Below are 22,018 nucleotides of genomic sequence, written 5' to 3'. Positions count from 1 at the left end.
GGAGTTTTCGCGCCGGCAAGGTTCCATGCCGAGACCGCACATAAGGTCTGTGGAACGTCTTCGACACCGGCGCCGACCGCCGGCACACCTGGCAGTACAGATGACCATCAACAATCTTCGCAATCTCTTCCGGACGAATCGCACGCCCTCTGCGGAATCCAGTAGCTCGCCAGCGCAACGCCAAGAGACGGCTCCCGAGGCACGAGCCTCGCAGAACGCGCCAGCATCGCCTTACGGTATTCCGACCGGGCGGCGCCATCAGGCTGCGGCCACGGCTGAAGATGGACGCAGGCATCGAGTGCAGATCGGCAATCCCACGCCACGCAGCGATGCAGCACGCCACGCTGGGGCGGCAGCTGGCGCGACCGTGGCTGGCCCTGGGCGCATGCCAAACCGTGAAGTGGTGGAAGGCGCGTTGCGCCTATTGGGTGGGACAGACCGCTCCAACATCACAGGCATGAGCCATCGAGATGTGCTCCACGTGACCAATCACGTCCACCAGATCGCCATGCTGCCCGCATCTCGCCTCGACCCACGGGTCGTCGAAGCTGCGCAGCGAGGCAGCGGCAGCGCGGAACAACTGGTGCGCAACCTGTTGGCGTTGGTGACGTCAGACTCGCCGGTATTGCCGCGAAGCCAGAGATCCGAAACACGTCCTGGCGATCAGTTGTTGGCCTCGGCCCCCGCAAATCAGCCGGATCGGGCGACCAACCGCCCCAGCCATACAAACATGCCCAGGCAGGACGTCCAGTCCAATGCTGACCGTCGCACAGCGATGTTGCATGACGCCATGGACATGCTCACCGGCATGCACGACATCGACTTGACGGCCGTGGCGGGCCGCAACACGCAAAACCTGGTCGATCATCTGCAGGACATCCACTCGCCGCCCTCTGGCGGTCTGAATGCGCAGGTGGCAAGGGCCGCGACCCGGGCGAACGGCGACCCCGAGCAGTTGGTGCTCAACCTGCTGCGTCTTGTGACCAGGAAAGAACCGGTGCTGTCCACACGAGCGACCTCATCGGTTCAGCCGCCGACCGTGCCGAGCGCAGAAGTGATTGGTGATGCCGTCGTGCTGGTCGCGCGCGGCACAGGCATGCCGCAGGCCACCGAGCAAAACCGGCGCGATGTGGCCGGCCATCTGCGGGACATCGTGACGCAGCCATTCTCGTCATTGCATGCAGGCGTGCGGCAGGCGGCACAACGGTGGCACGACAACCCGGAACAGCTGGCCAGCAGTCTGCTGACCCTTGTGACCGCGAACCCGCCGGTGCTGTCGAACAACCCGAGCCCTTCAACACAGACCGCAGACCGGCGCTCCCCGGCAGCCGACCAAGGCGAGCGCAGGAATGGAGCGCAGACCGTACAGGGCTCAAACCACGCCCGTTCGCGTGCCCGTCATCTGGACAATGGCTCGGCGACTCCGGCACACCGTGGCCCATTCGACGTGGGGCACTATCCGACCGAGCTGATGGGCGATCCGCAAAACCCGAACAACGACCACGCCCGAATCTTTTCGCGTCCGAACAACCCACGCGGGCCACGAACCTGAGTTCAGGAAGCATTGCGCCCAGACGCCCAGACCTGGACCTTGCCTCGTTGATTGGCCGGAGGGCCGGCCCGACGCTCCGCGCTCGAAGACACGCCGGGAGTGACCAACTACCGCTCTGCGGCTCCGGCGGGAGGGACGGCGGACGAGCGTCGCGGGTGATCCCCGTATGCTGCCCGCCGTGAACCCCCTTGCCTCGAACTGCGGCCGTCTCGTCGCGTCGCTTCCGTTGGCCGCCTCGCTCTTGGGCGGGGCGCTCGCGCCTGCACAGGGGGACGCCGTGGGGGCGGCGGCGGTCGCGCCGCCGGTGGTCGCCAAGATCACCTGGCTCGCCTCCGACCACGCGCCGCAGATGACCGGGGCGAGCGCGAGTGGCGTCACCGGCCACGTGATCACCTACCTCGACAAACGCTGGCCCGGCGTCCGGCACGAGATCGTCTTCGCCAACGCCAAGCGCAGCTGGCAGATGATCGAAAACGGCGACGAGGTGTGCCGCGCCAACGTGGTCCGCACGCCGGAGCGCGAGCGCGCCGCCTACTTCATCAACACGCAGCTCACGCCGCCACCGCAACTGATCGTGCGACGCGAGCTGCTCAAGCGACTGCCGCGCAACGGCGCCGGCGAAGTGCTGCTGCCGCGCCTGCTCGCCGACACCTCGATGCGGGGCGCGCTGATCGACGGCCGCAGCTATGGGCCGGTGCTGGACGAGGCACTCGCCGCACGGCCGGCCGACAGCGCCGTCTCGCTGTACTCGCCGAAGGACTTCGGCGCGCGCCTGCTGCAGATGATCAGCCTCGGGCGCGCGGACTATTCAGTCGAACTCGACATGGCGCTGGTCATGGCCGGACATCCGGCGGACCTCGTCAGCGTCCCCATCCACGGCGCCAGTGAGCTGGTCATGGCCGGCATCGCCTGTCCCCGCACGCCTTGGGGCCTGGCCGCGATCCGGGGCATCGACAAGGCCTACGGCCGCCCCGAAGGCGCCGCCAGCCTGCGCAAGGGCCTGATGCATTGGCTCACGCCGGAAACCAAAGCCCACTACGCAGCCCGCTTCGACGCGTTCTATCGCGAACGCGCCAAGCCCTCTCGCATCGATCCCTGATGCCACCGCCGATCGGCACCGTCGGGCGTAATGCCGGTGCCTGTGCCGATGCCGATGCCGGCAGCGACCTCAGGACCGCCGCCGCCCATCAGGCCTGGTGCTCGACGCGGTTGCGTCCGCCGTCCTTCGCGCGGTACAGCGCCTGATCGGCGCGGCCGAGCAGCTCGTCCACCCGCAGGTCCTCGGGGCGCAGGGCCGTCACGCCGAAGCTCGCCGTCAGCGACGCCGGTGGCAGGCCCGGCTGCAAGGCCATGCCGCTGGTCTCGATGTGATGGCGTAGCCGCTCGACCAACTGCATCGCATGCGCCAGCGAGGTCTGCGGCAGCAGCAGCGCGAACTCCTCGCCGCCGAGCCGTCCCAGCAGGTCCTGCTTGCGCACGACCTGCGCGCACAGCTGCACCAGGCGGCACAGCGCCGCGTCGCCGCGCGCGTGGCCCAGCGTGTCGTTGATGCGCTTGAAGTGGTCGACGTCCATCATCACCAGCGCCATCTCCAGCCCGTAGCGCCGGCTGCGCGCCACCTCCGCCTCCGCGTGGTCCAGGAAGCAGCGCCGGTTGGCCGCGCCGGTCAGCGCATCGGTGGTCGCCAGCCGCTGCAGCTCGAGCTCCAGCCGCTTGCGGTCGGTGAAGTCGACCAGCGTGCTGAGCACCGAGGGCTCGCCGTCGTACACGACCGGCACCATCGACAGCAGCATCCACAGCTCGCCGCCGTCGGCCGCCAGCAGGCAGACCTCCTCGCCCTGCAGCCGGCCTTCCTCCTTGAACTTGAGCTGCATGCGCTCGCGGTCGCCCGGGTCGCGGTAGAAGCTGATCGCCGGCTTGCCGACCAGCTCATCCAGCGTCCGTCCCGCGATCACGGCGGACGGGCCATTCGCATACACGATCAGCGCATCGCGCTCGCGCGTCACCACCATCGGGATCGGCGCGTGGTCCAGCACGGCGCGCAGGCGCTCCTCGCTGTCGGCGAGCTCGCGGGTGCGCTGCGTCACGCGACGCTCCAGGCTGGCGTTGAGCTCCTGCAGCTCCGCCACCAGTCGCGCGTTGTCCACCGCGTTCACCACGTTGGCGCAGAGCAGCTCCAGGAAACTCACCCGCGCCTCGGTGAACACGCCGGCCGCGGCCGCGTTCTCCAGGTAGAGCGCGCCCACCGTCTGCCCCTGCTTGAGCAGCGGCAGCGCCAGCACCGAGCGCGGCGGCGCGGCATGGCGCTGGAAGTAGTCCTCCATCGTCGCCAGGCCCCGCGCGTCGACGATCAGCTCGCGTCGCCCGTCGCCGAGCACCCGAGCCATGAGCGCCAGCGGCAGCTGCGCCCCGGCACGTTCCAGCGGCAGCTGCTCCAGCAAATGCAGCCGGGGCTGCTCGCCCAGGGTCGCCTCGGCCTGCAGCACCCAGCGCGACGCGCCTGCCGTGCCGCTGGCCAGCACGATCGCCGCGCGCTGCGCGCCGGCGTTCTCGGCGACGACCTCCAGCAGGCGACGCAGCAGGCGCGGCAGGTCCGGCTGGCTGCTGATGGCCTGCACCGCCTTGGTCAGCGTGCTGAGGTCGGCGGCATCGGCGCGGATCTCCGTGCCCTCGGTGGCGGCACCGGCCGACCGGCCCGGCGCATCGGACAAGGGCGCGAGCGCCAGCGCCTCGCCGGCGAGCGCGATCACGCCCCAGTCCTTCCACGCCAGTTGCAGGCGCTGACGCGCCCGGTCGGCCTGCGCTGGATCGCGCTCGCGCCACCAGTCGACCTGCGCGCGCAGCACGGCCGCGACATCGAGCGGCGTGCCTTGCGGCCCCTCCGCCGCTGCCAGCGCCCGGTCCAGGGCCGCGGCGATCTGCTCGTCCGGTTCGTCCGCCAGCATCGCCTGCTGCGCCCGCAGCAGCGCCACGCGATCGGCCAGGTGTCCCGGTCCCGCGTCCTGCCAGCGTTGCAGGCGCCGCAGCGCGTCGTCCTCGAGCGCCTGGTCGCGCGCCCCGCCGGCCAGCGCGACGCGCTGCGCCGCCCAGGCCGCGATGAACAGCAACAGCGATTGCGCATGCATGCCGCGGCCGGCCGCGAACAGGCCGCGAGCGTCGAGCGCCAGCCGCAGCGCGGACTCCGGCCGGTCCGCCACGAAGTGCAGCACCGCCTGCCAGCCGTGCAGGAACATCAGCCCGGTCTGGTCCTGACGCTCGCCATAGGTGCGCGCGAACGCCTCCAGGCCGTCGAAGCCGTCCTCGGGCAACCGCGGCTGCTGCAGCGTCCGCACCAGCGCGAGCAGCGCGTCCTCGTAGTCCGCCGCCACCGGTTGGCGCATCGCGCGCAGGCGCCGGCCGTGCGTGACGAGCTGCTCCTCCAGCGCCGGCAGCGGCATGCCGGACAGGAAGGCATGCGCGTCGTGCACGTACAGGCCCAGGCCCGCATGGCGCAGGTTGCCGAATTCCAGCCCATTGCGATGCGTCTGCATCAGGCCGTCCATGCTCACGCGCAGGCCCTGCACCCAGTGGCTGAGGAAGGCATGAAAGGAGAAGCCCGCATGCGCGTAGACCTGCATCCAGCCGTGCCGGCTCACGAGCTCGGTCGACATGCGGCCCAGGTCATGCGCGAAGCGGTAGTCGCCGAGGAACTCCGCGCACATCAGCCCGAGCACCGAATACGCCGACAACGCCTGCGGCACATGGCCGTGGTCCACCATCAGGCGGACCTGGAACAGCGTCAGCAAGGGCAGCAGCGCGGGCCGCACGATGTAGGCGGCGGCGGTCATCTTGGCGGCGATCGAGATCAGCAGCAGCCGTTGCTCGTCGCGCATCGGCGCGCGCGCGGCCAGCGTGTCCAGCCCGATCGCGGCGATCTCCCGCTGCAATCCGGCCAGCAGTTCCATGACCTGCGCCATCGGGTCGGGCCCGGCGGCGCGCGGCAGCTCCGCACCCAGCAGCAGGAACAGCTCCAATCCCAGGTCGACGGTCTCGGCCAGCCGCCCTTGCGCGTAGAAGGCCTCCATGCGGACTTCCAGCAGCCGCGCGCGCTGCGCGTTGTCGCCGGCATCGGCGAGCGCCGATTCGAGCAGCGCATCCATCCGCGACGGCCGGCCCGCCAGGTAGGCCATGCGGGCCGCGTGATGCAGCCAGGCGGCCCGCTGCGGCGCCAGGGGCGCCAGCTCGAGCGCGAGCTCCGCGTAGTCGGCGGCGGGCTCGAAGGCGGCAGCGTCCATCGCCTGGAACGAGGCCTGCGCGTTGAACGCGGCCAGCGCCTGGCGCTCCGCCTCCTGCGCCGGCTCGCACAGCAGCAGCCGCGACGCGTTCAGGTGATGCAGGACCGTGTAGGGCAACGGCAGGTCGGCGTTGGCGGCGAGGTGTCGGTCGCGCAGCAGCCGGCCGATGCGCAGTTGCAGCGCCGGCCGCTGGTCGGCCGCGATGCGTTGCAGCGCCGCCTCCTGCACGCGGTCATGGGCGAAGGCGTAGCGCACGCCCTCGCTGACCTGTCCCTGCAGCTGCGGGGCGTAGCGGTACAGCGCGCTGGCGGGCACCAGCAACTGCGCCTGCAGCGCCGGCAGCAGGTCGGTGGCCAGGGCGTCGGCGGGCACGTCCAGCGCGGTGGCCAGGCCGTCGAGGCCGAAGTTCGCGCCCAGCAGCGCCGCCACGCTCAGCGCCTGGCGCGTCGCGTCGGGCAGGCGCTCGAGCTGCTGCAGCATCAGCGCGACGACGTTGTCGGCCGTGCGCGTCGCCGCGATGCGTTCGAGCGCATGGTCCCAGCGCTGCGTCGCAGCGTCGTAGTGGATCAGGCCGCGCCGCACCAGGTCCTCGAGCAGGCGGCGCAGGAAGAACGGATTGCCGGCGGTGCGGGTCTGGCACAGGCGCGCGAGCTCATCCAGGCCGGCATCCTCGACCTCGGGATCGCGACGCAGGCTGTCCGCGAGCAGGCGCCGCGTGTCGTCCAGGCCCAGCGGTCCGACGCGCAAGGGCGTGAAGCGCTCGCCGAGCTGCTGGCGCAGTTCCGTCAGCTCCTGCGCGATCGGATGGCCGGGCGGGGTCTCGTTGTCCCGGTAGGCGATGACGAACAGGGTGTGGCGCAGCGTCGCGTCGTTCAGGCATTCGCGCAGCAGCCGGCGCGACGCGCGGTCGGCCCATTGCCAGTCATCGAGGAACAGTGTCTGCGGCTCGCCCTCGCGCGCGAGCGCCGCGAAACCCTGGCTGATGCTGCGCAGGAAGCGGTTCTCCGCCTCCGCCGGGCCCACCGGCACCAGCGGCGCGTCCGGCGTCAGCAGCGGCGCCATCTCCGGCAGCGCCTGCGCGAGCAGCGCGGCATTCGCGCCCAGGCGCTCCCGCAGGCGATCGCGCCAGCTCGATTGATGTTCAGCGGGCAGCGACAGCACCTGCGCGGCGCGCTGCTGCAGCAGGTGCAGCAGCGGCCCGTAAGGCCGGTCCTGGCCGTACTGGTTGAACTTGGCGGCGGCGAAGTGGCCGCGCTGGGCCAGCAGACTGCGCTGCGCGGCCAGCACCAGCGCGGTCTTGCCGATGCCGGAGAAGCCTGCCACGGCCACCAGCCCCGGCCCGCCGGCCAGGCCCGACGCGGCCTCGTCGAAGGCCTGCCCGAGCTGCGCCTGCGCCGACTCGCGACCGTAGAGCCGGCCACTGGGCTGGAAGCGCACGGCGGCATCGCCATGGCCGGGTTCGAAGCCGGGCAGGTCGCGGCCCTGTGCCAGCGCCGCCTGGCAGAGCTGCAAATCCTGGCGCAGGGCCTGATGGCTCTGGTAGCGGCTTTCGGGCTCCTTGTGCAGGCAGTGGGCGACGACCTGTGCCAGCGGCGTGAAGACCTGGTGATTGCGGCTGGTCGCCATCGGCGCGGCGAGCGCCAGGTGCGCATGCACCGCGCGCGCCGGATCGTCGACGCTGAAGGGCGGCGCGCCGGTCAGCGCCTCCAGCAGCGTGGCGCCGAGGCTGTAGAAGTCCGCGCGGTAGTCCACATCGCGGCTCATCCGGCCAGTCAGTTCCGGCGCCAGCGTCGCCAGCGAAGCCTCGATCAGCTCGGCGCGCTGGACCAGCGGCCGTTCCCGCTCGATCTCGGCGGCCAGGCCGAGGTCCGCGATCAGCGTCCGGCCGGCCTCGCGGCCCGCGCCGGGCAGCAGCAGCACCTGGCCCGGCCCGAGGTTGCGATGGATCAGACCCTGGCCATGCAGGTGCTGCAGCGCCTCCACCAGATCCAGCGCGATCCGGATCAGCGCGTCGTTGTCCAGCGTGCCGCGCCGCAGGCGCTGCCGCAGCGTCTCGCCTTCCAGCTCGGGCAGCAACAGCGCGGGACGCTGGTCATGCTCGACCAGCGCGCGCGGTCGCAGCACGAAGGCGGGATCCAGGCGCTGGGCCAGTTCATATTCGCGGCGCAGCCGGGCGATGGCGGCCGCGTCCGGCCGGGCGTCGCGCAGGCGCTTGAGCAGCGCCCGCCCGCCCCGGCCGTCGCCGACCTGGAGGACCTCGCTCCGCCGACCCTGATGGATCGTCCGCTCCGCCTGCCAGGCCTCTGGATCGGCCGCCTCCCACGCTCGTCTGTCCGTCATCCCGTCCGCTCTCGGTTGTCGACGGACTGTAACGGGAGACCAGCCCGGCACCGCGTCGCGTCGGCGCCAGTACCGCGACGAATGCGGCCGGAAACGGAAGAAAGCGACAGATCGGCGCGCGGCGCGCCGATCGCCGCGTCAGCTGCCGTACTTGATCGAGCAGCCGTAGGGCTTGGTGCTGGCGTGCGTGATCTTCTTGCCGGCGGCCAGCTCGCCCAGCGCGGTCTTCACGTAGGGATCCGCCTTGGGGATGTCGTCGACCTTGGCGGTGGCGATGCTGTCGATGCCGCCCTTGTAGACCAGCACGCCCTGCGGATTGACGATGAACAGGTGGGGCGAGGTCTGCGCGCCGTAGCTCTTGCCGATCTGGCCGCTCGGGTCCAGCAGCACCTGCGTCGGCGCGGCGCCGCGGTCCTTGTTCAGCTTGAGCGCGGTCGGCCCGTCCACATGGCCCTGCTGGCGCGGCGCCGACGAGATCACCTGCAGCCACACGACGCCTTGCGCCGTCGCCTCCTTCTGCAGCGCCGGAATGTTGCCGCTGCCGTAGTGCTTCTTCACGAAGGGGCAATCGTGGTTGGTCCACTCCAGCACGACGGTCTTGCCCTTGTAGCTGTCGAGCGAGACGGTCTTGCCTTCGGCCGTCGTCGCGGTGAACGCGGGCGCGGGCTGGTCCAGCTGCGCCTGGGCTCGGGCCAGGCCGCCGGTGGCCAGCAGCACCGTCGTCGCGGCGCCGGCCAGCACGGTGCGGCGCGACAGCAGGCCACGCAGGAAGGGGGTCTTGGAGGTCATCGAGCGGGTCATGTTGCAGTCTCCAGGGATGAAATCGAAGCCGAGGGTTGATCGGATCCGGGGAATCGATCGGGAAGCTCGCTCAGGCGGCACCGCCACGCAGCGCGGTGGTGACGATGCCCGGCGTGAGCAGTTGCGGCAGCACCTGGGCGTCGCTGCCCGTGCCGGCCGGATAGAACAGGTAGAGCGGCACGCCGCTGCGATCGTGCTGCTTCAGCAGCTCGGTGATGCGCGGATCCTGGCGCGTCCAGTCGCCCTTCAGGTAGGTCACGCCTTCACGCACGAAGGCCTCGCGCACCTCGTCGGTGGATAGGGCCACGCGCTCGTTGACCAGGCAGGTGATGCACCACGACGCGGTCAGGTTCACGAACACCGGCTTGCCCTGCGCGCGCAGCTGGGCCAGGCGTTCCGGCGAATACGGCTCGTGATCGGCACTCGCCGACGGACTGCTCGTGCTGTCAGAGCCGCCGCCGCGTGCGACGTCCTCGCCGGCCACCGTGCCGAGCGTCGGCACCAGCGTCGCCGCGGCGACGACGGCCGCCAAGGCGGCGCCCGCGCCCGTCCACTGCCAACGCGGCGTCGCGTGCCGGCTCACCGCGCGGATCCACGCGGCCAGCGCCAGCAGACCCATGCCGGCCAGCGCCACCAGCACGCCCATCGGCCCGGCCTGCTGCGCGATCACCCACACCAGCCAGATCGCCGCGGCAAACATCGGGAAGGCGAGCGCCTGCTTGAGCACGTCCATCCAGGGCCCCGGCCGAGGCATTCGGCGCTGCAACGCCGGCCACCAGGCCAGCGCGAGGTAAGGCAGCGCGAGCCCCAGGCCTAGCGCGAGGAAAACCGCCATCAGCTCCACGGCCGGCTGCGCCAGCGCGTAGGCCATGGCCGCGCCCATGAAGGGCGCGGTGCATGGCGTCGCCACGACGGTCGCCAGCACGCCGGTGAAGAAGCTGCCGCTGAGACCCGGCTTCTCCGCGAGGCCCTGTCCGACACCGGCGAAACCAGCGCCGATCGACAGCAGCCCGGCCAACGACAGGCCGAGTACGAACATCAGCCAGGCGAGCAGCAGCACGAACAGCGGCGACTGGAACTGGAAGCCCCATCCCACGCCCGTGCCGGCGCCGCGCAGGGTCAGCAGCACCGCGCCAAGCGCGGCGAATGTGGCCAGCACGCCGGCGGTATAAGCCAGCCCCTGGCGGCGATGCGTGGATGCGCTGCCGTGCAGAAAGCCCAACGCCTTGATGGCCAGCACCGGAAACACGCAGGGCATCAGATTGAGGATCAGGCCGCCGATCAGCGCCAGACCCATCGCGGCCCAAAGGCCGAGACCAGCGGCCTCAACGGCACCGGCACCGGCACCGGCGGTGGCGGTTGCGATGGCGCCTGGGGTCTTCGTCGTTGTCGCGGCGGGCGAAGTCGCGGGATTGGTCGCATTGGCGGCGTTCCCGGCGTTCGTCGCGTTCGTCGCATTGGCCGTGTTGGACGACAAGGTCCCGCCGCCCGTGTCCAGGCTCCCGCTGACGGGCAGGCTGACCGCCCAGGCCTGGCCGTCGATCAGTAGCAGGCCATCCAGCGGCTTGCCGGCTGAAGGCGGCTCATCGCCGACCGGCATGCGCAGCCGCCACTGCTGGCCATCGCGATCCAGTTGGGGCTTCGCCGCATGCTGGATGCGTCCCCAGGCCTCCGGCAGGAACAGCGCCTGACGGACCTCTCGGCCTGAGGCGCCGCCGGCACCTGTGAACGGCCAGCTCACGATCAGGTCCCTGCCTTCGAGCCGCGCGACGGCGGCAAAGGGCGCCGGACCGGGCAGCGCGGCTCGAGCCGCGGCAAGCGCGCTGTGCTCGAGCGATGGCTTGGCCGTGGGCCCCACCGACAGGGAGAGCGACAGCGTCGCCTGTTGCGGGATGCATTCCTCGCGGCAGACCAGCCAGGTGGCTTCGGCGCCGATCGTCGCGGTGGAGCCGGGGGTCAGGCCTTGCGGCAGGCGGATTTCAGTCAGGAGGACGACCCGGTCCTCGTAGCCGTAATTGGTGATGGGGCCGACATCGAAACGCTTGGGGGCGGGCCAGAGGATGTCGCTGGCGGTGGCGCCTTGGGGCAGCTTCCATTCGATGCTGGTGGGCTGGCCGGAGTCGCCGGGGTTTTTCCAGTAGGTGTGCCAGTGGGGTGCGATCTTCTGCTCGAGCGCCAGCAGCAGGGTCTGGCCGGGCGCGACCTGGGTGCTGTCGCTGATCAACCGGACCTGGACTTCATCGGTGGCGGCGCGATCCGAGGGTGGCGCGGCGAGCGACGCGCTCGTGAGGGCCGCGAGGGTGATCGCTGCGAGTGCTGGCGCGATGGCGAGTCGGAAAAGACGCATGGGCGCGATGCTAGGGAATGGGGCCGACCCTCACAAGGCGTCGGCTTCCTTGTTTCCTTACTCCCTGGATTCGAATAATCCGGTGTCCCTGTGATCCTGGATTCGCTCGATCCGTGACGCCCCCGAGTCATTCTCTCGGCCACGACGTCGACGACCACGAGCGCGGCTGGGGCCGGAACAGGGCTTGGGGGTCCAGGAGGGATCCCCCATGCCCTGTGGAGAGCCCGCGCTTGGCGAAACGCAGGAGAGGACCCTGGGCGACGGCGAAAAAAATGAGGAGAGCCTGACAAGCCCTGACAGCCGCAACCCGACGCCGGGCAGCGCCGGCGCTCCAAAAAATCAGAGGGGCAGAAAAACGGGCAAAACCAGGGAGGCCCCATCGGGCCGCCCGATCGAGCCACCGATCAGCCGTTCGGAATCAGCCGTTCGGAATGTCCGGCTCGACCAACTGGGTGAGCAGCGCCAGCGACTCCTGCCATCCCAGATGGCAGGCCTGCGACGGGATCACGTCCGGGATGCCTTCCTGGGTGATCTGCATCTCGGTCCCGCAGAAGACCTGCGACAGCTCCACCGTGGTGGTCATTTCCCCCGGCAGGTTGGGGTCGTCGAACTTGCTGGTGTAGCGGAGCCGCTTGCCGGGCTGCAGCTCCAGGTAGTTCCCGCCAAAGGTGTGGGTTGCTCCGGCCGAGAGGTTGGTGAAGGACATGCGCCAGCTGCCGCCGACCTTCGGTTCCATGTGGTGCATGGTGCCGGTGAAGCCATGCGGCGGCAGCCATTTGCACATCGCCGCCGGATCGGTGAACGCGCGATAGACGCGCTCCGGCGGGGCCTTCAGGACGCGGTGCAGGCGGAGGGTGAAGGGCATCGGTGTCTCCTGGATTCATGCACGAATGGGAGACGGACCATAGCCCTGGATCGTGTCCGGCGCGAGACTCCTCGCCCCTGACAGGGATTCCCCGGGACCTCGGCCCGGCGTGTCAGCGCAGGGTCCCGGCGCGGGGGCTCAGCGCGCCGTGTCGCCTGCCCACACCCGCATGATCCGGTAAGGCGGCTTGCCTTCGTCCCGCCCGCCGGTGAAGGCCGGCGTCTTGTACAGCTGGTTCACCGAGATGTAGAGCCAGGACGAATCGCCCACATGGACGCTGTCGGGCCAGTCCAGCCGTGCGTCGCGCACCAGCGGGACGAGCTTGCCATCGGTACCGAGGCGGTCGATGCCGCCCTCGTTGACGTTGGTGAAGAAGTGGCGTCCGCTCGCGTCGGTCGCGGCGCCGTCGGAGACTGGTTTCGGGCCAACGCGGCGGATCGCCGCGGCGGTCTCGGCGTCCGGGACGCCGGTGCGCAGCAGCCGCGCCGGCACCGAGTACCAGCTGCGACCGTTCATCGCGCCGAAGAACAGCGTCTCGCGATCGGCCGAGAGCGTGATCGGATTGACCGCGACATTCGCCGGCTTGCCCTGGAACTGGATCGGCCGGCCGCCGATGACCATCCGCGCCTGCGGCTCGGCCTGCAGCGCGGCGTGACCGCCGAAGCGGCGGGCACGACCGGTCGCGATCTCGACGGCGATCAGGCCCGGGTTGGCGATGTCGGCCAGATAGACCCAGCCCGCGCGGTCGTCGACGACCAGGTCCTGCACGAAGCTGCCTTTGGGCGCGATCTCCGGCGGCAACTCGATGCGCTGGACCTGCCGGCCGGATTCGGCCTCGAAGGCCCAGAGCCGGGTCTTTCCAAGGTTCAGCCCCATGTCGACGATCCAGATGCGGCCAAGGCCGTCGCCGATGATGCCCAGCGGCGAGTCGATGCGATCGTCGCTGGCGGTCGACGTGCCACGCTGGAGGTCGGCGGACGGCCAGGGCTTGAAGCTGTCCCGGCCGGTGATCTCGATTAACTGCGCCGCGGCGGGCGCGCCCAGCGGATGCACGGTGGCGAACAGCCGGCCAGCGGGCCCGGGCACCACGTTGCCGGGACGGATCGGGAGCTCGGCGACGACTTCGAGCTCGCCGGAGGTCGCCGCGCGGGCAGACAGGGCGGGGACGGCAGCGAGCGCGAAAGTCAGCGCGCCGGCCAGTGCGGTCGCGGCGCGATGGATCGAGTGGAAGCGGGCGGATGGCTTCGAAGGATGACGGTTCATGGAGTCCTCGTTCAGACAATCGGTGGAGACGGGACGCAGTGTTCCGCCGGGCCGACTTTCAATGAACGGGTCAATCGTTGAACCTATTTCAAGCCTCGCTTGAAGCTGGCCCACCCGATCAGACCGAGAACGACCACTCCAGGATGCTGGCCCGCGCCGGTCGGCGCTCGCGCGCGGCGCGGGCCCGGGCGGCCTCGACCCAGCGCTTGGCCAGCGGGAAGGGGCCGAAGCCCGATTCGCTGTTGATGTGGCCCACCAGACCGATGTTGCTGTAGCTGCTGCCCCAGCGCGTCGCCCAGCGCAGCGCGCTGGAGGCGCTCATCCAGGGATCGTTCTGGCTCGCGATCAGCGCCGTCGGCCGGCCCAGCCGCTGGTGCGGCAGGCTCTCCGCCAGGCCGAACTTGTCGGGCTCGGCGGGGGCGACCAGCAAGGCCTCGCGCACCGGCGAATCGGGATGGCGCTGCAGGTGATGCGCCAGCGCCAGGCAGCCGAAGCTGTGCGCCACGGCGATCCATTCGCCGGGGCCGGCGCTGTCGATCCGCGCGTGGATGCGGTCCGACCAGCGCTCCAGGTCGGGCTGGCTGAAGTCCCGCTGCCGCACCCGGTGGGCGTCACGGTACTGCTGCTCGAGCCAGCTCTGCCAGTGCGCCGGCCCGCTGTCGTGCAGGCCGGGGATGATCAGCAGCCGCGGCTCGGCGCTGCCGTTGTGCTGCGCGGAGCGGTGAGGGTAGAGCGCCATGGCGGTCTCCTGCGGGGTCGATGCGGACAGCGCGCGTCAGAGGGTCGCGATCGACACCTCAGTGGACTTCACCAGCGCGACGACTTCCTTGCCGACCGTCAGCTGGAGTTCCTTGACCGAGCGCGTCGTGATCACCGAGGTGACGATCAGTCCACCGGCGGTCTGCACGTCGACCTCGGACACGACCGGTCCTTCGACGATCTCCTTGATGGTGCCGCGGAACTGGTTGCGGACATTGATGGCGGTAATGGTCATGCGAGGGGCTCCTGAGAAGGTGACGGTCAGCTTAGGCAGCGCCCTTCATTTGCCGAACGAAGCGCTTTGCCCATGGACATGCGGTCGGCGCATAAGCCCCGGCCCCGGGGATCCCCGCCGCTGTCTGTCACGAGCCGCCATGCACAATCCGCGATCCCCTGCCGGCGCACCGCCGGCGCATCGTCCGACACGGGTTCCTGTCATGACCACTTCCTTCGCGCGCGGCATCGCCGCGCTGTCGCTGCTTGCCGCCTGCTGCGGCTCCGCCTTCGGCTTCGGCGCCGTCGGCCACAACGCGGTCGGCGACATCGCCGCCCAGCTGATCAAGGGTCATCGCGCCGAAGCCGAGGTCCAGCGCATCCTCGGACCGGTCTCGCTGCGCGACATCGCCGTCTGGGACGACTGCGTCAAAGGCATCGACACCGGCAACGACTTCAAGTACGCGGTGACCGGTCGCTTTCCCGAATGCGCGGTCTTCGAGAACAACGCCGAGGAAGAGGCCCGGATGCGCGACTACGTGAAGCGCAATTTCGAGCAATGCGGACCCAAGCCGGGCGAGGAGTCCTGCAACAAGCAGTACCACTACGCCAACGTCGCGATCCAGCGGGGCCGCTATGTGCCGGGCGCGATCGGAACCAGCGATCACGACATCGTGCCGGCGCTGAAGGCCGCGATCCTCGTGCTCAAGACCGGCCGGCAAACGCCGCCGATGGATTTCAACGAGCGCGAGGCGCTGGCACTGGTGGTCCACGCGCTGGGCGACATGCATCAGCCGCTGCACATGGGCTCGCTCTACCTGGACGCCGACGGCAAGCCCTATGACCCGGACCGGCAGGGCGCGGATGCGCTGACGCACACGGTCGGCGGCAATGCGATCACGATGCCGCGTCCGGACGGCACGCCGGGCGGCAACCTGCACAGCTACTGGGACGGCCTGCCAGGGCGCCTGAGCGCCGAGCAACTGGCCGCGATGCCGGCGCTCGCCAAGGCCGTGCCGCCGACCACGGGGAATCCGGACGACTGGCCGGTGCTGTGGGCGAGTGAATCGCTGCTCGGCGCGAGGGAGGCTTTCGAGGGCATGAGTTTCGGCGCCCGCCAGCAGAGCTTGCGCGGCCCGCGCTGGATGGGCACACCGCCGGCCGGTTATGAAGCCCGCAGCCTGGAACAGACCCGCGAGAACGTCATCAAGGGCGGCGCGCGTCTGGCGCAGCTGCTGCGGTCGATCTGGCCGGACAAGCCCTGAGCCGTTGAACCCGGCCTCGTGGCCAGCGCCCCGCTATCGCGGGGCTTTTTTTCGTCCTGACGGACGATCCGGTCTTGAGAACGGGCCTGTGCACAAGCCTGGGGATGGCGCTTGAACAACTCGGCGCTTGTCCACAGCGGCGTGGCCGCGCCGGAAGTTGTTGTCTCGCCATCCCGCCGTTGCCCCGGGTCCGGCCCACACCGTTGCGCCGGTCGCAAGTCCTTGTCGGGCCACGGAAAACGGTGGTTGTCCACAGAAACCCGCCAACACCTACCAATACGACCAAAGAGATATTCAACACAAGGAGATAAGAAAACCCGGCGTGTCACACTGTCGGGATGTCTGCTTTTCCTGCTTCCCTTTTCACCGCTTCGGCCGGCTTCGAGTCCGCCTGCCAGATCGACGCGCTGCCCCCCGGCCACCGCTCGCGCGGCCTGCACGGCCACAGCTACCTGGCCACCATCCGCGCCGAACTTCCCGCCGGCTGGGCCCCGTTTCCCGGCGCTGAAGTCAGCGCGCTGCGCGACTGCCTCGAGCGCTGCATCGCCCCGCTGGACCATGGGCTGCTGAACACGCACATCCCGCAGCCGACCGACGAGAACATCGCCCGCTGGATCCGCCAGCGCCTCGAATCCGAATTCCAGGTCCCCGGCATCACCCAGGTCGGCATCCAGAGCACCTCGAACTCGGGCGTGGACCTCGACGCCAACGGCCATGCCCATGTCTGGCGCCGTTATCGCTTCCAGGCCGCTCACCAACTGCCCAATGTTCCGATGGGCCACAAGTGCGGTCGCATGCACGGTCATGGCTTCGAGTTGATCCTGCATGCCAACCAGGACCTCGGCGAGCGCGACCTGAGCATCGACTACGACCACCTCGACGAGCTCTGGGCGCCGTTCCATGCGCAGCTGAACTATCGCTGCCTCAACGAGATCGAGGGCCTGTCCAATCCGACCAGCGAGCTGATCTCGTCCTGGCTGTGGGCGCGGCTCAAGCCGCAGTTGCCGGAACTGAGCTGGGTGACGGTGTACGAGACCGGCTCCAGCGGTGCGAACTTCGACGGCGAGCGCTACCGGATCTGGAAGGAATTCACCCTCGACAGCGCGGTGCAGCTCAACCGGGCGCCGGCAGACCATCCGCTGGCCGGCATCCATGGCCACACCTTCACGCTGCGACTGCACCTGAGCGCCGCGCTGGACCAGGTGTTCGGCTGGGCGATGGACTTCAGCGACGTGAAGCTGCTGTTCGATCCCATCTTCAAGGCCATGGACCACCATCCGCTGCATGAACTGGCCGGATTGCCGGACGCCGACACCGCCAGCCTGGCCGCGTGGGTGCTGCGTCAGGCCAAGGCCCAGTTGCCGCCGCTGGAGCGCGTCGACCTCTACGAGACCCGCGGCAGCGGCGTCATCGTCAGCCACGGTCCGTTCGAGGAGCTGATTCCGGTATGACCTACGCCGTCAAGGAAATGTTCTACACGCTGCAAGGCGAGGGCGCCCAGGCCGGCCGCGCGGCCGTGTTCTGCCGCTTCGCCGGCTGCAACCTGTGGTCCGGCCGAGAGCAGGACCGCGAGAAGGCCGTCTGCAGCTTCTGCGACACGGACTTCGTCGGCACCGACGGGCAGGGCGGCGGGAAGTTCGCCTCCGCCGATGCGCTCGCGGAGGCGATCGACGCGCAGTGGCCCAAGGACACCGACGGCCGCAAGACCGGCACGCCCTACGTCGTCTGCACCGGTGGCGAACCGCTGCTGCAGCTCGACGGGCCGCTCATCACCGCGCTGAAGGCCATCGGTTTCGAGATCGCCGTCGAGACCAACGGCACTCAGCCGGCGCCGGAGGGACTGGACTGGATCTGCGTCAGTCCCAAGGCGGACGCCGAACTCGTGCTGACCCGGGGCAACGAGCTGAAGCTGGTTTATCCACAGCCTCTGGCCTTGCCCGAGCGCTTCGCCGACCTGGACTTCGACCACTTCTTCCTGCAGCCGATGGACTCGATCCTGCAGAAGCAGAACACCCGCGAGGCCGTCGCGTATTGCATGGCGCATCCGCAGTGGAAGCTGTCGATCCAGATGCACAAGGTGGTCGGGATCGATTGACGCGATGCCGGGAACGGGCGGCAGTTGTCCCCAGTTCGGCGCTCGCTAGCGCATCCGGGAGCGGGCTGTAAAGCCAACAACGCTGTGGAAAACTTTCTGGCAACCGGGGGCTTCTCCACAGCCGGAGGGGGTCCACCCGGTCTTGTTGTTGGTTCATGCAACGCCAAACCGGCCCTCCGCGCACAGGGTTTGGATGCAGATAAGTCGTTGGCTTCAAAGAGGAATTTGGACTTGTCCACAAAATTACGGCCCTCTACTAAGACGACCAGAGAGATATATAAAACCTTGATGTTGAAAAGAGAGGCAGGAAATTTCGTCCCGGCGTTGCTGTGGGGCGCTTCCTGCGCACAGGCCGCTTGAGCGGGCGACGCCGGACTTGCACACTGCCGACCCATGGACATTGCCGACCTGCAACGACGGCTGCGCGAATTCGCCGCAGCCCGCGACTGGGACCCCTACCTCACGCCGAAGAACCTGGCCATGGCGCTGGTGGTGGAGTCGGCCGAGCTCGTCGAGATCTTCCAGTGGAAGACGGCCGAGGAGTCGCAGCAGCTGTCGCCCGACGAGCATCGCCACCTCGGCGAGGAAGTGGCCGATGTGCTGATGTACCTGCTGCAGATCGCGGACCGCGCCGGCATCGACGTGCCGGCGGCGGTCGACCGCAAGATCGCGATGAACGCGAAGAAGTACCCCGCGCCGACCGCATGAAACGCACGATCGCCGTCATCGACTTCGAGACCACCGGCCATTCGCCGCAGGGTGGAGGACGCGCCACCGAGATCGGCGTGGTGCTGCTGCGCGACGGCGAGATCATCGGCCAGTACCAGAGCCTGATGAACACCGGCGCCTGGATCCCGCCGATGATCGAGCGCCTCACCGGCATCAGCAACGAGATGCTCGAGGATGCCCCCGATGCCGCCCGCGTCATGCGCGAGGTCGCCGAGTTCACCGCCGGCTGTGGTTTCGTCGCGCACAACGCGGGTTTCGACCGCGGCTTCTGGCTGCACGAACTGGACCGCGCGGAAGCCGCGCCCCGCATCGCGCCGGAGTTCGCCTGTACCGTGAAGCTGGCTCGGCGGCTTTATCCGGAGTCGCCGAACTGCAAGCTCGGCACGCTGGCCAAATACCACGGCCTGCCCGACAACGGCCGCGCGCACCGCGCGCTCGCCGATGCGATGACCACCGCGCAGCTGGTGCAGCGCATGCAGCGCGACATCGGCACCGAACTTGCCGAGTTCCTCGGAGAGTTGTCCGTCGAGCACGAATTGCTGCTGCGCTTGCAGGCGGTCGCGCGGCCGCAATGGCACAAGGCGGCCACCGGCTTCGCGCGCGATTTCCGTCGGCATCTGCAGGCGTCGCTGGTCTGAAGTTCGGATGTGGTGACGTTCTGGTGCGTCGTCCTGGTGATGCCGTGTCCGGCGATCAAAGGTCAGCAAAACATTTGCTGTCAAGGTGCCCGTTTCGCCGCATTGGCTGGGACAATCCCGCCCTTTCCTGAATTGCGTTTGTTCTCAAGGTATGTCGAGTATTCAGATTCGCCCGGCCACGCTGCGTGATGCCAAGGCCATCGCCCAGATCCAGGTGAGTTCCGCTCAGGACGCGTACAAGGCGTTCTGGCCCGACACCGCCCTCAACGGGTTGTCCGTCGCCCAGCGCCAGGCCTACTGGCGCGAGGCCATCAACATGTGCGAGCCGCAGGTGCTGGTCGCGCACCTGGACAACGAGGTCATGGGCTTCGTCGGCTTCGACCGTTCGCGCGACAAGGGCACGCCGTCGACGACGGGCGAGATCTGGGCCATGTACGCGGCACCGTCCCACTGGGACAAGGGCGTCGGTCAGGCGCTGGTCGAGGCGGCGCAGGAAGGTCTCCAGGAAGAGGGCTGCACCCGCGTCACGCTCTGGACCTACAAGAACAACGAGCGCGCGATGCGCTTCTTCGAGATCGCCGGCTTCCGCGCCGAGTCGGACAGCGTCAAGGCGGTGGACGTCGAGGGCAAGCCGCTGGAGCAACTGCGCCTGCAGCGCTCGCTGGTCTGAGCCGTGCTGGCGAAGCTGACGTCCAAGAACCAGCTCACCCTGCCGAAAAACGTCACCGAGAAGCTCGGTCCGGTGCAGTACTTCGAGGTCCAGCTGCAGGCCGGCCAGGTGCTGTTGACGCCGGTGCGCATCCAGCGCGGCGATGCGGTGCGGGCCAAGCTGGCGGAACTCGAGCTCGGTGATGAGGTGGTCGCTCAGGCGATCGCCTTCGCGTCCAAGGCCGCCAGGCCGGCTGCGAAAGCGGCGGCAAAAGTGGCGGCGAAAAAGCCGGCGAGAACTGCGAAGTCCCCGGCCGCGAAACAGGCCGCTGGCAAGAAGACCCGCAAGTCCGCATGAACCGTCGACCGAAGCCGGCGGCGCCGGTGCTCGTCGTCATCGATCCCGCCCTGATCCTGAACGCCTTGCTGAGGTCCGGCGGCGAATCGCTGGGCCTGCGTCGCGCCTGGCAGCAGGGCGTGCTGCGCCCGCTGGTCAGTCCCGGGCTCGCGTCGACGCTGATGCGCGCGCTGGCCTATCCCAAGCTGCAGCTGTCCGCGGCGCAGCAGCAGGAACTGCTGGCTGATTTCCTGCCGTATGCGCAGGTCGTGAAGCCGCAGCGGCAAGCGCGTCTGGCCGGTGTGCCGGAGGACGCCCAGGCCCTCGTCGAACTGGCGCTGCAAGGCGAGGCCTCACTGCTGCTCAGCGACGATGCGGTGCTCGCGGAATGGTCTGCGAACAGTCGAAGCCAGGCCGCGCGGCAACTCTGCACGGTCCAGTCGATGTCCGCATGGTTCCAGGTGTTGCCCCCCTCCCAACGCGACCTGCTGCTTTGCTAGATTCCGCGGTCGCATATGGCCAGCTTCCAAGACCGCATCCCTGCCAACATGTGGCGCGTGGTGTTCTATGAACGCCGCGGCAATCGCGTCCACCTCGACCGCACCGGCCCCTGGCTGCCGGAAAAGACCCTCGCCCGCAACTGGGCCCACTGGTTCATCGAGCGCGGTTATCACGTCGCGCTGCAGGACCAGAACGGCGGCCTGGAGAAGCTGCACGTCGGACTGCCCGGTTGAGGCCGGCCGCCCACGTGCCGCGTCTCGCGTCGCCTCTCACGCCGCCGCGCGGAACCCCTGACGCTCAAGCGCCCAGCCGTCGGTGGGCGCGGCGTGGCTCTGCACGCGAATGTTGCTCAGCTGCTTCTTCGCGGCACGCTGCACCAGTTGTTCGGCCTGCTCGGGGGTCAGTTGTTGCGCGAAGTGCGTCCAGCGCTTCTGCAGCAGCGGATCGCGCCACGCGTCTTCCAGGGCCCAGCGGATCTCCATCGGATCGGTGAGCGACTGGCAGCGCAGCACGCGCGGCACCAGCGCCAGCACGAATTTCGAGAAATCCGCGCGCTGCTGCGTGGCCATCAGCGCCTCCAGGCGCGTCAGCCGCTGGCTCCAGCCGGGCGTCGCCAATTGGCGCGTCACCAGCGCCTGCAGCGCCTGGACGGGGTTGAACAGGCGCAGCCGATTGGGCGGCAGCACCAGCATCGGCAGTTGCGCGGCCAGCTCGTGTGCCATCGGCGTGACGAAGCTCGCCAGGATCGCCATCCGTTCCCAGGCCTCGGCGTTCAAACCGCCGGCCATCGTCATCGGGCCCTGGCGCAGGCTCTGGCCCATGGCCCAGCATTGCTGCCAGCTGCGGTCCAGCTTCGCGACGTTGGCGGCGTGGCTCATCAGCGCCAGGTTGCCAGCCGCATAACCGGCGTCGTCACGGACCCGGTCGATCGAGCGGCGCTGCGGGTGGTCCGCTTCGTCGCTGAACGGCAGGCGGCTGACCGGGCAATGGCTGGTGTCCAGCTGCTGCAGGTAGTTGGGCGTGACCAGCAGGGTTTCGAAGCTGCGGCCGCGCTGCCAGGCATGCAGGCGCAGCGAGAGCCACAGCTGCGTGTGCCGATGAGACTTCAGCGTGCGGGCGCCGAAGGTCGAGCGTCCCAGTTGCCATCCCTGCTGCAGCGGCGACTGGCGGAACAGCTGCTCCACCGGTGGCGTCAAGCCGTGATGGGCATAGTCCCAGCCCAGTTCGAAGCCGACGCGCTCATGGCTCGACGCGCCGGCTTCGTCCTTCCGGTCCTCCAGCGTGTCGGCGGCCGTCATCGGCAGGGCCAGTTGCTGGAGGGTGATGTCGTCGGCATTGCGGTGGATCGTGGCGACCATGGGCTGCTCCTTGAAGACTGGGATGCGGGTGGC

Annotated in this window: 19 protein-coding genes; 11 read left to right on the top strand and 8 right to left on the bottom strand. The window is 69.2% G+C overall.

The window, feature by feature from the left end; all coding sequences use genetic code 11:
- Positions 1–385: 385 nt before the first annotated feature.
- Together FHT38_RS22685 and FHT38_RS22680 are read left to right on the top strand one after the other, a co-directional pair.
- Positions 386–1,552: a hypothetical protein gene (locus tag FHT38_RS22685; protein WP_183493305.1), complete on the top strand. Its 1,167-nt coding sequence runs from the start codon at positions 386–388 to the stop codon at positions 1,550–1,552.
- 166 nt (positions 1,553–1,718) lie between these two features.
- Positions 1,719–2,651: a TIGR02285 family protein gene (locus tag FHT38_RS22680; protein ID WP_255488892.1), complete on the top strand. Its 933-nt coding sequence runs from the start codon at positions 1,719–1,721 to the stop codon at positions 2,649–2,651.
- 88 nt (positions 2,652–2,739) lie between these two features.
- Here FHT38_RS22680 and FHT38_RS22675 read toward each other — a convergent pair whose 3' ends face one another.
- The 7 genes from FHT38_RS22675 to FHT38_RS22645 form a co-directional block, all read right to left on the bottom strand.
- Positions 2,740–8,166 (bottom strand): diguanylate cyclase, encoded by a 5,427-nt coding sequence (locus FHT38_RS22675; RefSeq protein ID WP_183493303.1) that lies wholly within the window; start codon positions 8,164–8,166, stop codon positions 2,740–2,742.
- Between the two features lie 138 nt (positions 8,167–8,304).
- Complete coding sequence (locus FHT38_RS22670) at positions 8,305–8,967, bottom strand: redoxin domain-containing protein (RefSeq protein ID WP_221213878.1); 663 nt, start codon at positions 8,965–8,967, stop codon at positions 8,305–8,307.
- A 70-nt stretch (positions 8,968–9,037) separates the two neighbouring features.
- Complete coding sequence (locus FHT38_RS22665) at positions 9,038–11,314, bottom strand: protein-disulfide reductase DsbD (RefSeq protein ID WP_183493302.1); 2,277 nt, start codon at positions 11,312–11,314, stop codon at positions 9,038–9,040.
- A gap of 418 nt (positions 11,315–11,732) precedes the next feature.
- On the bottom strand, positions 11,733–12,179 hold the full coding sequence (locus tag FHT38_RS22660) for an SRPBCC family protein (RefSeq protein WP_091729712.1): 447 nt from the start codon (positions 12,177–12,179) through the stop codon (positions 11,733–11,735).
- A 138-nt stretch (positions 12,180–12,317) separates the two neighbouring features.
- Entirely contained in the window at positions 12,318–13,442 is a 1,125-nt protein-coding gene (locus FHT38_RS22655; RefSeq protein ID WP_183493301.1) for an L-dopachrome tautomerase-related protein, read from the bottom strand.
- A gap of 118 nt (positions 13,443–13,560) precedes the next feature.
- The gene (locus tag FHT38_RS22650) at positions 13,561–14,181 is read right to left on the bottom strand and encodes an alpha/beta hydrolase (RefSeq protein WP_091729704.1); all 621 of its coding nucleotides are present in this window, start codon (positions 14,179–14,181) and stop codon (positions 13,561–13,563) included.
- Positions 14,182–14,217: 36 nt separating this feature from the next.
- Positions 14,218–14,436 (bottom strand): molybdopterin-binding protein, encoded by a 219-nt coding sequence (locus FHT38_RS22645; protein ID WP_091729700.1) that lies wholly within the window; start codon positions 14,434–14,436, stop codon positions 14,218–14,220.
- A 202-nt stretch (positions 14,437–14,638) separates the two neighbouring features.
- Between FHT38_RS22645 and FHT38_RS22640 the strand changes: the two genes are divergently transcribed.
- The 9 genes from FHT38_RS22640 to FHT38_RS22600 all read left to right on the top strand — a co-directional run bounded on the left by FHT38_RS22640 (position 14,639) and on the right by FHT38_RS22600 (position 20,860).
- Positions 14,639–15,679 (top strand): S1/P1 nuclease, encoded by a 1,041-nt coding sequence (locus tag FHT38_RS22640; protein WP_183493300.1) that lies wholly within the window; start codon positions 14,639–14,641, stop codon positions 15,677–15,679.
- A 338-nt stretch (positions 15,680–16,017) separates the two neighbouring features.
- Positions 16,018–17,130 (top strand): 6-carboxytetrahydropterin synthase, encoded by a 1,113-nt coding sequence (locus FHT38_RS22635; protein ID WP_183493299.1) that lies wholly within the window; start codon positions 16,018–16,020, stop codon positions 17,128–17,130.
- On the top strand, positions 17,127–17,774 hold the full coding sequence (queE, locus tag FHT38_RS22630) for a 7-carboxy-7-deazaguanine synthase (protein ID WP_183493298.1): 648 nt from the start codon (positions 17,127–17,129) through the stop codon (positions 17,772–17,774). The genes FHT38_RS22635 and queE overlap by 4 nt, the downstream gene beginning before the upstream one ends.
- A 393-nt stretch (positions 17,775–18,167) precedes the next feature.
- On the top strand, positions 18,168–18,482 hold the full coding sequence (locus FHT38_RS22625; RefSeq protein ID WP_147239893.1) for a nucleotide pyrophosphohydrolase: 315 nt from the start codon (positions 18,168–18,170) through the stop codon (positions 18,480–18,482).
- Entirely contained in the window at positions 18,479–19,141 is a 663-nt protein-coding gene (locus tag FHT38_RS22620) for a PolC-type DNA polymerase III (RefSeq protein ID WP_183493297.1), read from the top strand. Before FHT38_RS22625 ends, FHT38_RS22620 begins: the two co-directional genes overlap by 4 nt.
- A 151-nt stretch (positions 19,142–19,292) precedes the next feature.
- Entirely contained in the window at positions 19,293–19,811 is a 519-nt protein-coding gene (locus tag FHT38_RS22615) for a GNAT family N-acetyltransferase (RefSeq protein WP_147239891.1), read from the top strand.
- 3 nt (positions 19,812–19,814) lie between these two features.
- Positions 19,815–20,147 (top strand): AbrB/MazE/SpoVT family DNA-binding domain-containing protein, encoded by a 333-nt coding sequence (locus tag FHT38_RS22610; protein ID WP_221213877.1) that lies wholly within the window; start codon positions 19,815–19,817, stop codon positions 20,145–20,147.
- The gene (locus FHT38_RS22605) at positions 20,144–20,626 is read left to right on the top strand and encodes a putative toxin-antitoxin system toxin component, PIN family (protein WP_183493296.1); all 483 of its coding nucleotides are present in this window, start codon (positions 20,144–20,146) and stop codon (positions 20,624–20,626) included. Before FHT38_RS22610 ends, FHT38_RS22605 begins: the two co-directional genes overlap by 4 nt.
- 15 nt (positions 20,627–20,641) lie before the next feature.
- Positions 20,642–20,860 (top strand): hypothetical protein, encoded by a 219-nt coding sequence (locus FHT38_RS22600; protein WP_091729668.1) that lies wholly within the window; start codon positions 20,642–20,644, stop codon positions 20,858–20,860.
- A gap of 36 nt (positions 20,861–20,896) precedes the next feature.
- On the opposite strand, the gene FHT38_RS22595 is transcribed toward FHT38_RS22600, so the two are convergent.
- Positions 20,897–21,985, bottom strand: a complete 1,089-nt coding sequence (locus tag FHT38_RS22595) for a hypothetical protein (protein ID WP_183493295.1) — start codon at positions 21,983–21,985, stop codon at positions 20,897–20,899.
- Positions 21,986–22,018 lie beyond the last annotated feature (33 nt).

The organism is Mitsuaria sp. BK041 (genome assembly GCF_014193085.1).
Taxonomy (GTDB): Bacteria; Pseudomonadota; Gammaproteobacteria; order Burkholderiales; family Burkholderiaceae_C; genus Roseateles.
The sequence above is the reverse complement of the archived record's forward strand: the minus strand, read 5'-3'. Positions and strand labels throughout refer to the sequence as shown.

What these genes read in the sequence shown, in the direction of transcription:
- FHT38_RS22685 (WP_183493305.1), top strand. Translation starts at nt 386, where the DNA reads ATGCCAAACCGTGAAGTGGTGGAAGGCGCGTTGCGCCTATTGGGTGGG.
- FHT38_RS22680 (WP_255488892.1), top strand. Translation starts at nt 1,719, where the DNA reads ATGCTGCCCGCCGTGAACCCCCTTGCCTCGAACTGCGGCCGTCTCGTC.
- FHT38_RS22675 (WP_183493303.1), bottom strand. Translation starts at nt 8,166, where the DNA reads ATGACGGACAGACGAGCGTGGGAGGCGGCCGATCCAGAGGCCTGGCAG.
- FHT38_RS22670 (WP_221213878.1), bottom strand. Translation starts at nt 8,967, where the DNA reads ATGACCCGCTCGATGACCTCCAAGACCCCCTTCCTGCGTGGCCTGCTG.
- FHT38_RS22665 (WP_183493302.1), bottom strand. Translation starts at nt 11,314, where the DNA reads ATGCGTCTTTTCCGACTCGCCATCGCGCCAGCACTCGCAGCGATCACC.
- FHT38_RS22660 (WP_091729712.1), bottom strand. Translation starts at nt 12,179, where the DNA reads ATGCCCTTCACCCTCCGCCTGCACCGCGTCCTGAAGGCCCCGCCGGAG.
- FHT38_RS22655 (WP_183493301.1), bottom strand. Translation starts at nt 13,442, where the DNA reads ATGAACCGTCATCCTTCGAAGCCATCCGCCCGCTTCCACTCGATCCAT.
- FHT38_RS22650 (WP_091729704.1), bottom strand. Translation starts at nt 14,181, where the DNA reads ATGGCGCTCTACCCTCACCGCTCCGCGCAGCACAACGGCAGCGCCGAG.
- FHT38_RS22645 (WP_091729700.1), bottom strand. Translation starts at nt 14,436, where the DNA reads ATGACCATTACCGCCATCAATGTCCGCAACCAGTTCCGCGGCACCATC.
- FHT38_RS22640 (WP_183493300.1), top strand. Translation starts at nt 14,639, where the DNA reads ATGACCACTTCCTTCGCGCGCGGCATCGCCGCGCTGTCGCTGCTTGCC.
- FHT38_RS22635 (WP_183493299.1), top strand. Translation starts at nt 16,018, where the DNA reads ATGTCTGCTTTTCCTGCTTCCCTTTTCACCGCTTCGGCCGGCTTCGAG.
- queE (WP_183493298.1), top strand. Translation starts at nt 17,127, where the DNA reads ATGACCTACGCCGTCAAGGAAATGTTCTACACGCTGCAAGGCGAGGGC.
- FHT38_RS22625 (WP_147239893.1), top strand. Translation starts at nt 18,168, where the DNA reads ATGGACATTGCCGACCTGCAACGACGGCTGCGCGAATTCGCCGCAGCC.
- FHT38_RS22620 (WP_183493297.1), top strand. Translation starts at nt 18,479, where the DNA reads ATGAAACGCACGATCGCCGTCATCGACTTCGAGACCACCGGCCATTCG.
- FHT38_RS22615 (WP_147239891.1), top strand. Translation starts at nt 19,293, where the DNA reads ATGTCGAGTATTCAGATTCGCCCGGCCACGCTGCGTGATGCCAAGGCC.
- FHT38_RS22605 (WP_183493296.1), top strand. Translation starts at nt 20,144, where the DNA reads ATGAACCGTCGACCGAAGCCGGCGGCGCCGGTGCTCGTCGTCATCGAT.
- FHT38_RS22600 (WP_091729668.1), top strand. Translation starts at nt 20,642, where the DNA reads ATGGCCAGCTTCCAAGACCGCATCCCTGCCAACATGTGGCGCGTGGTG.
- FHT38_RS22595 (WP_183493295.1), bottom strand. Translation starts at nt 21,985, where the DNA reads ATGGTCGCCACGATCCACCGCAATGCCGACGACATCACCCTCCAGCAA.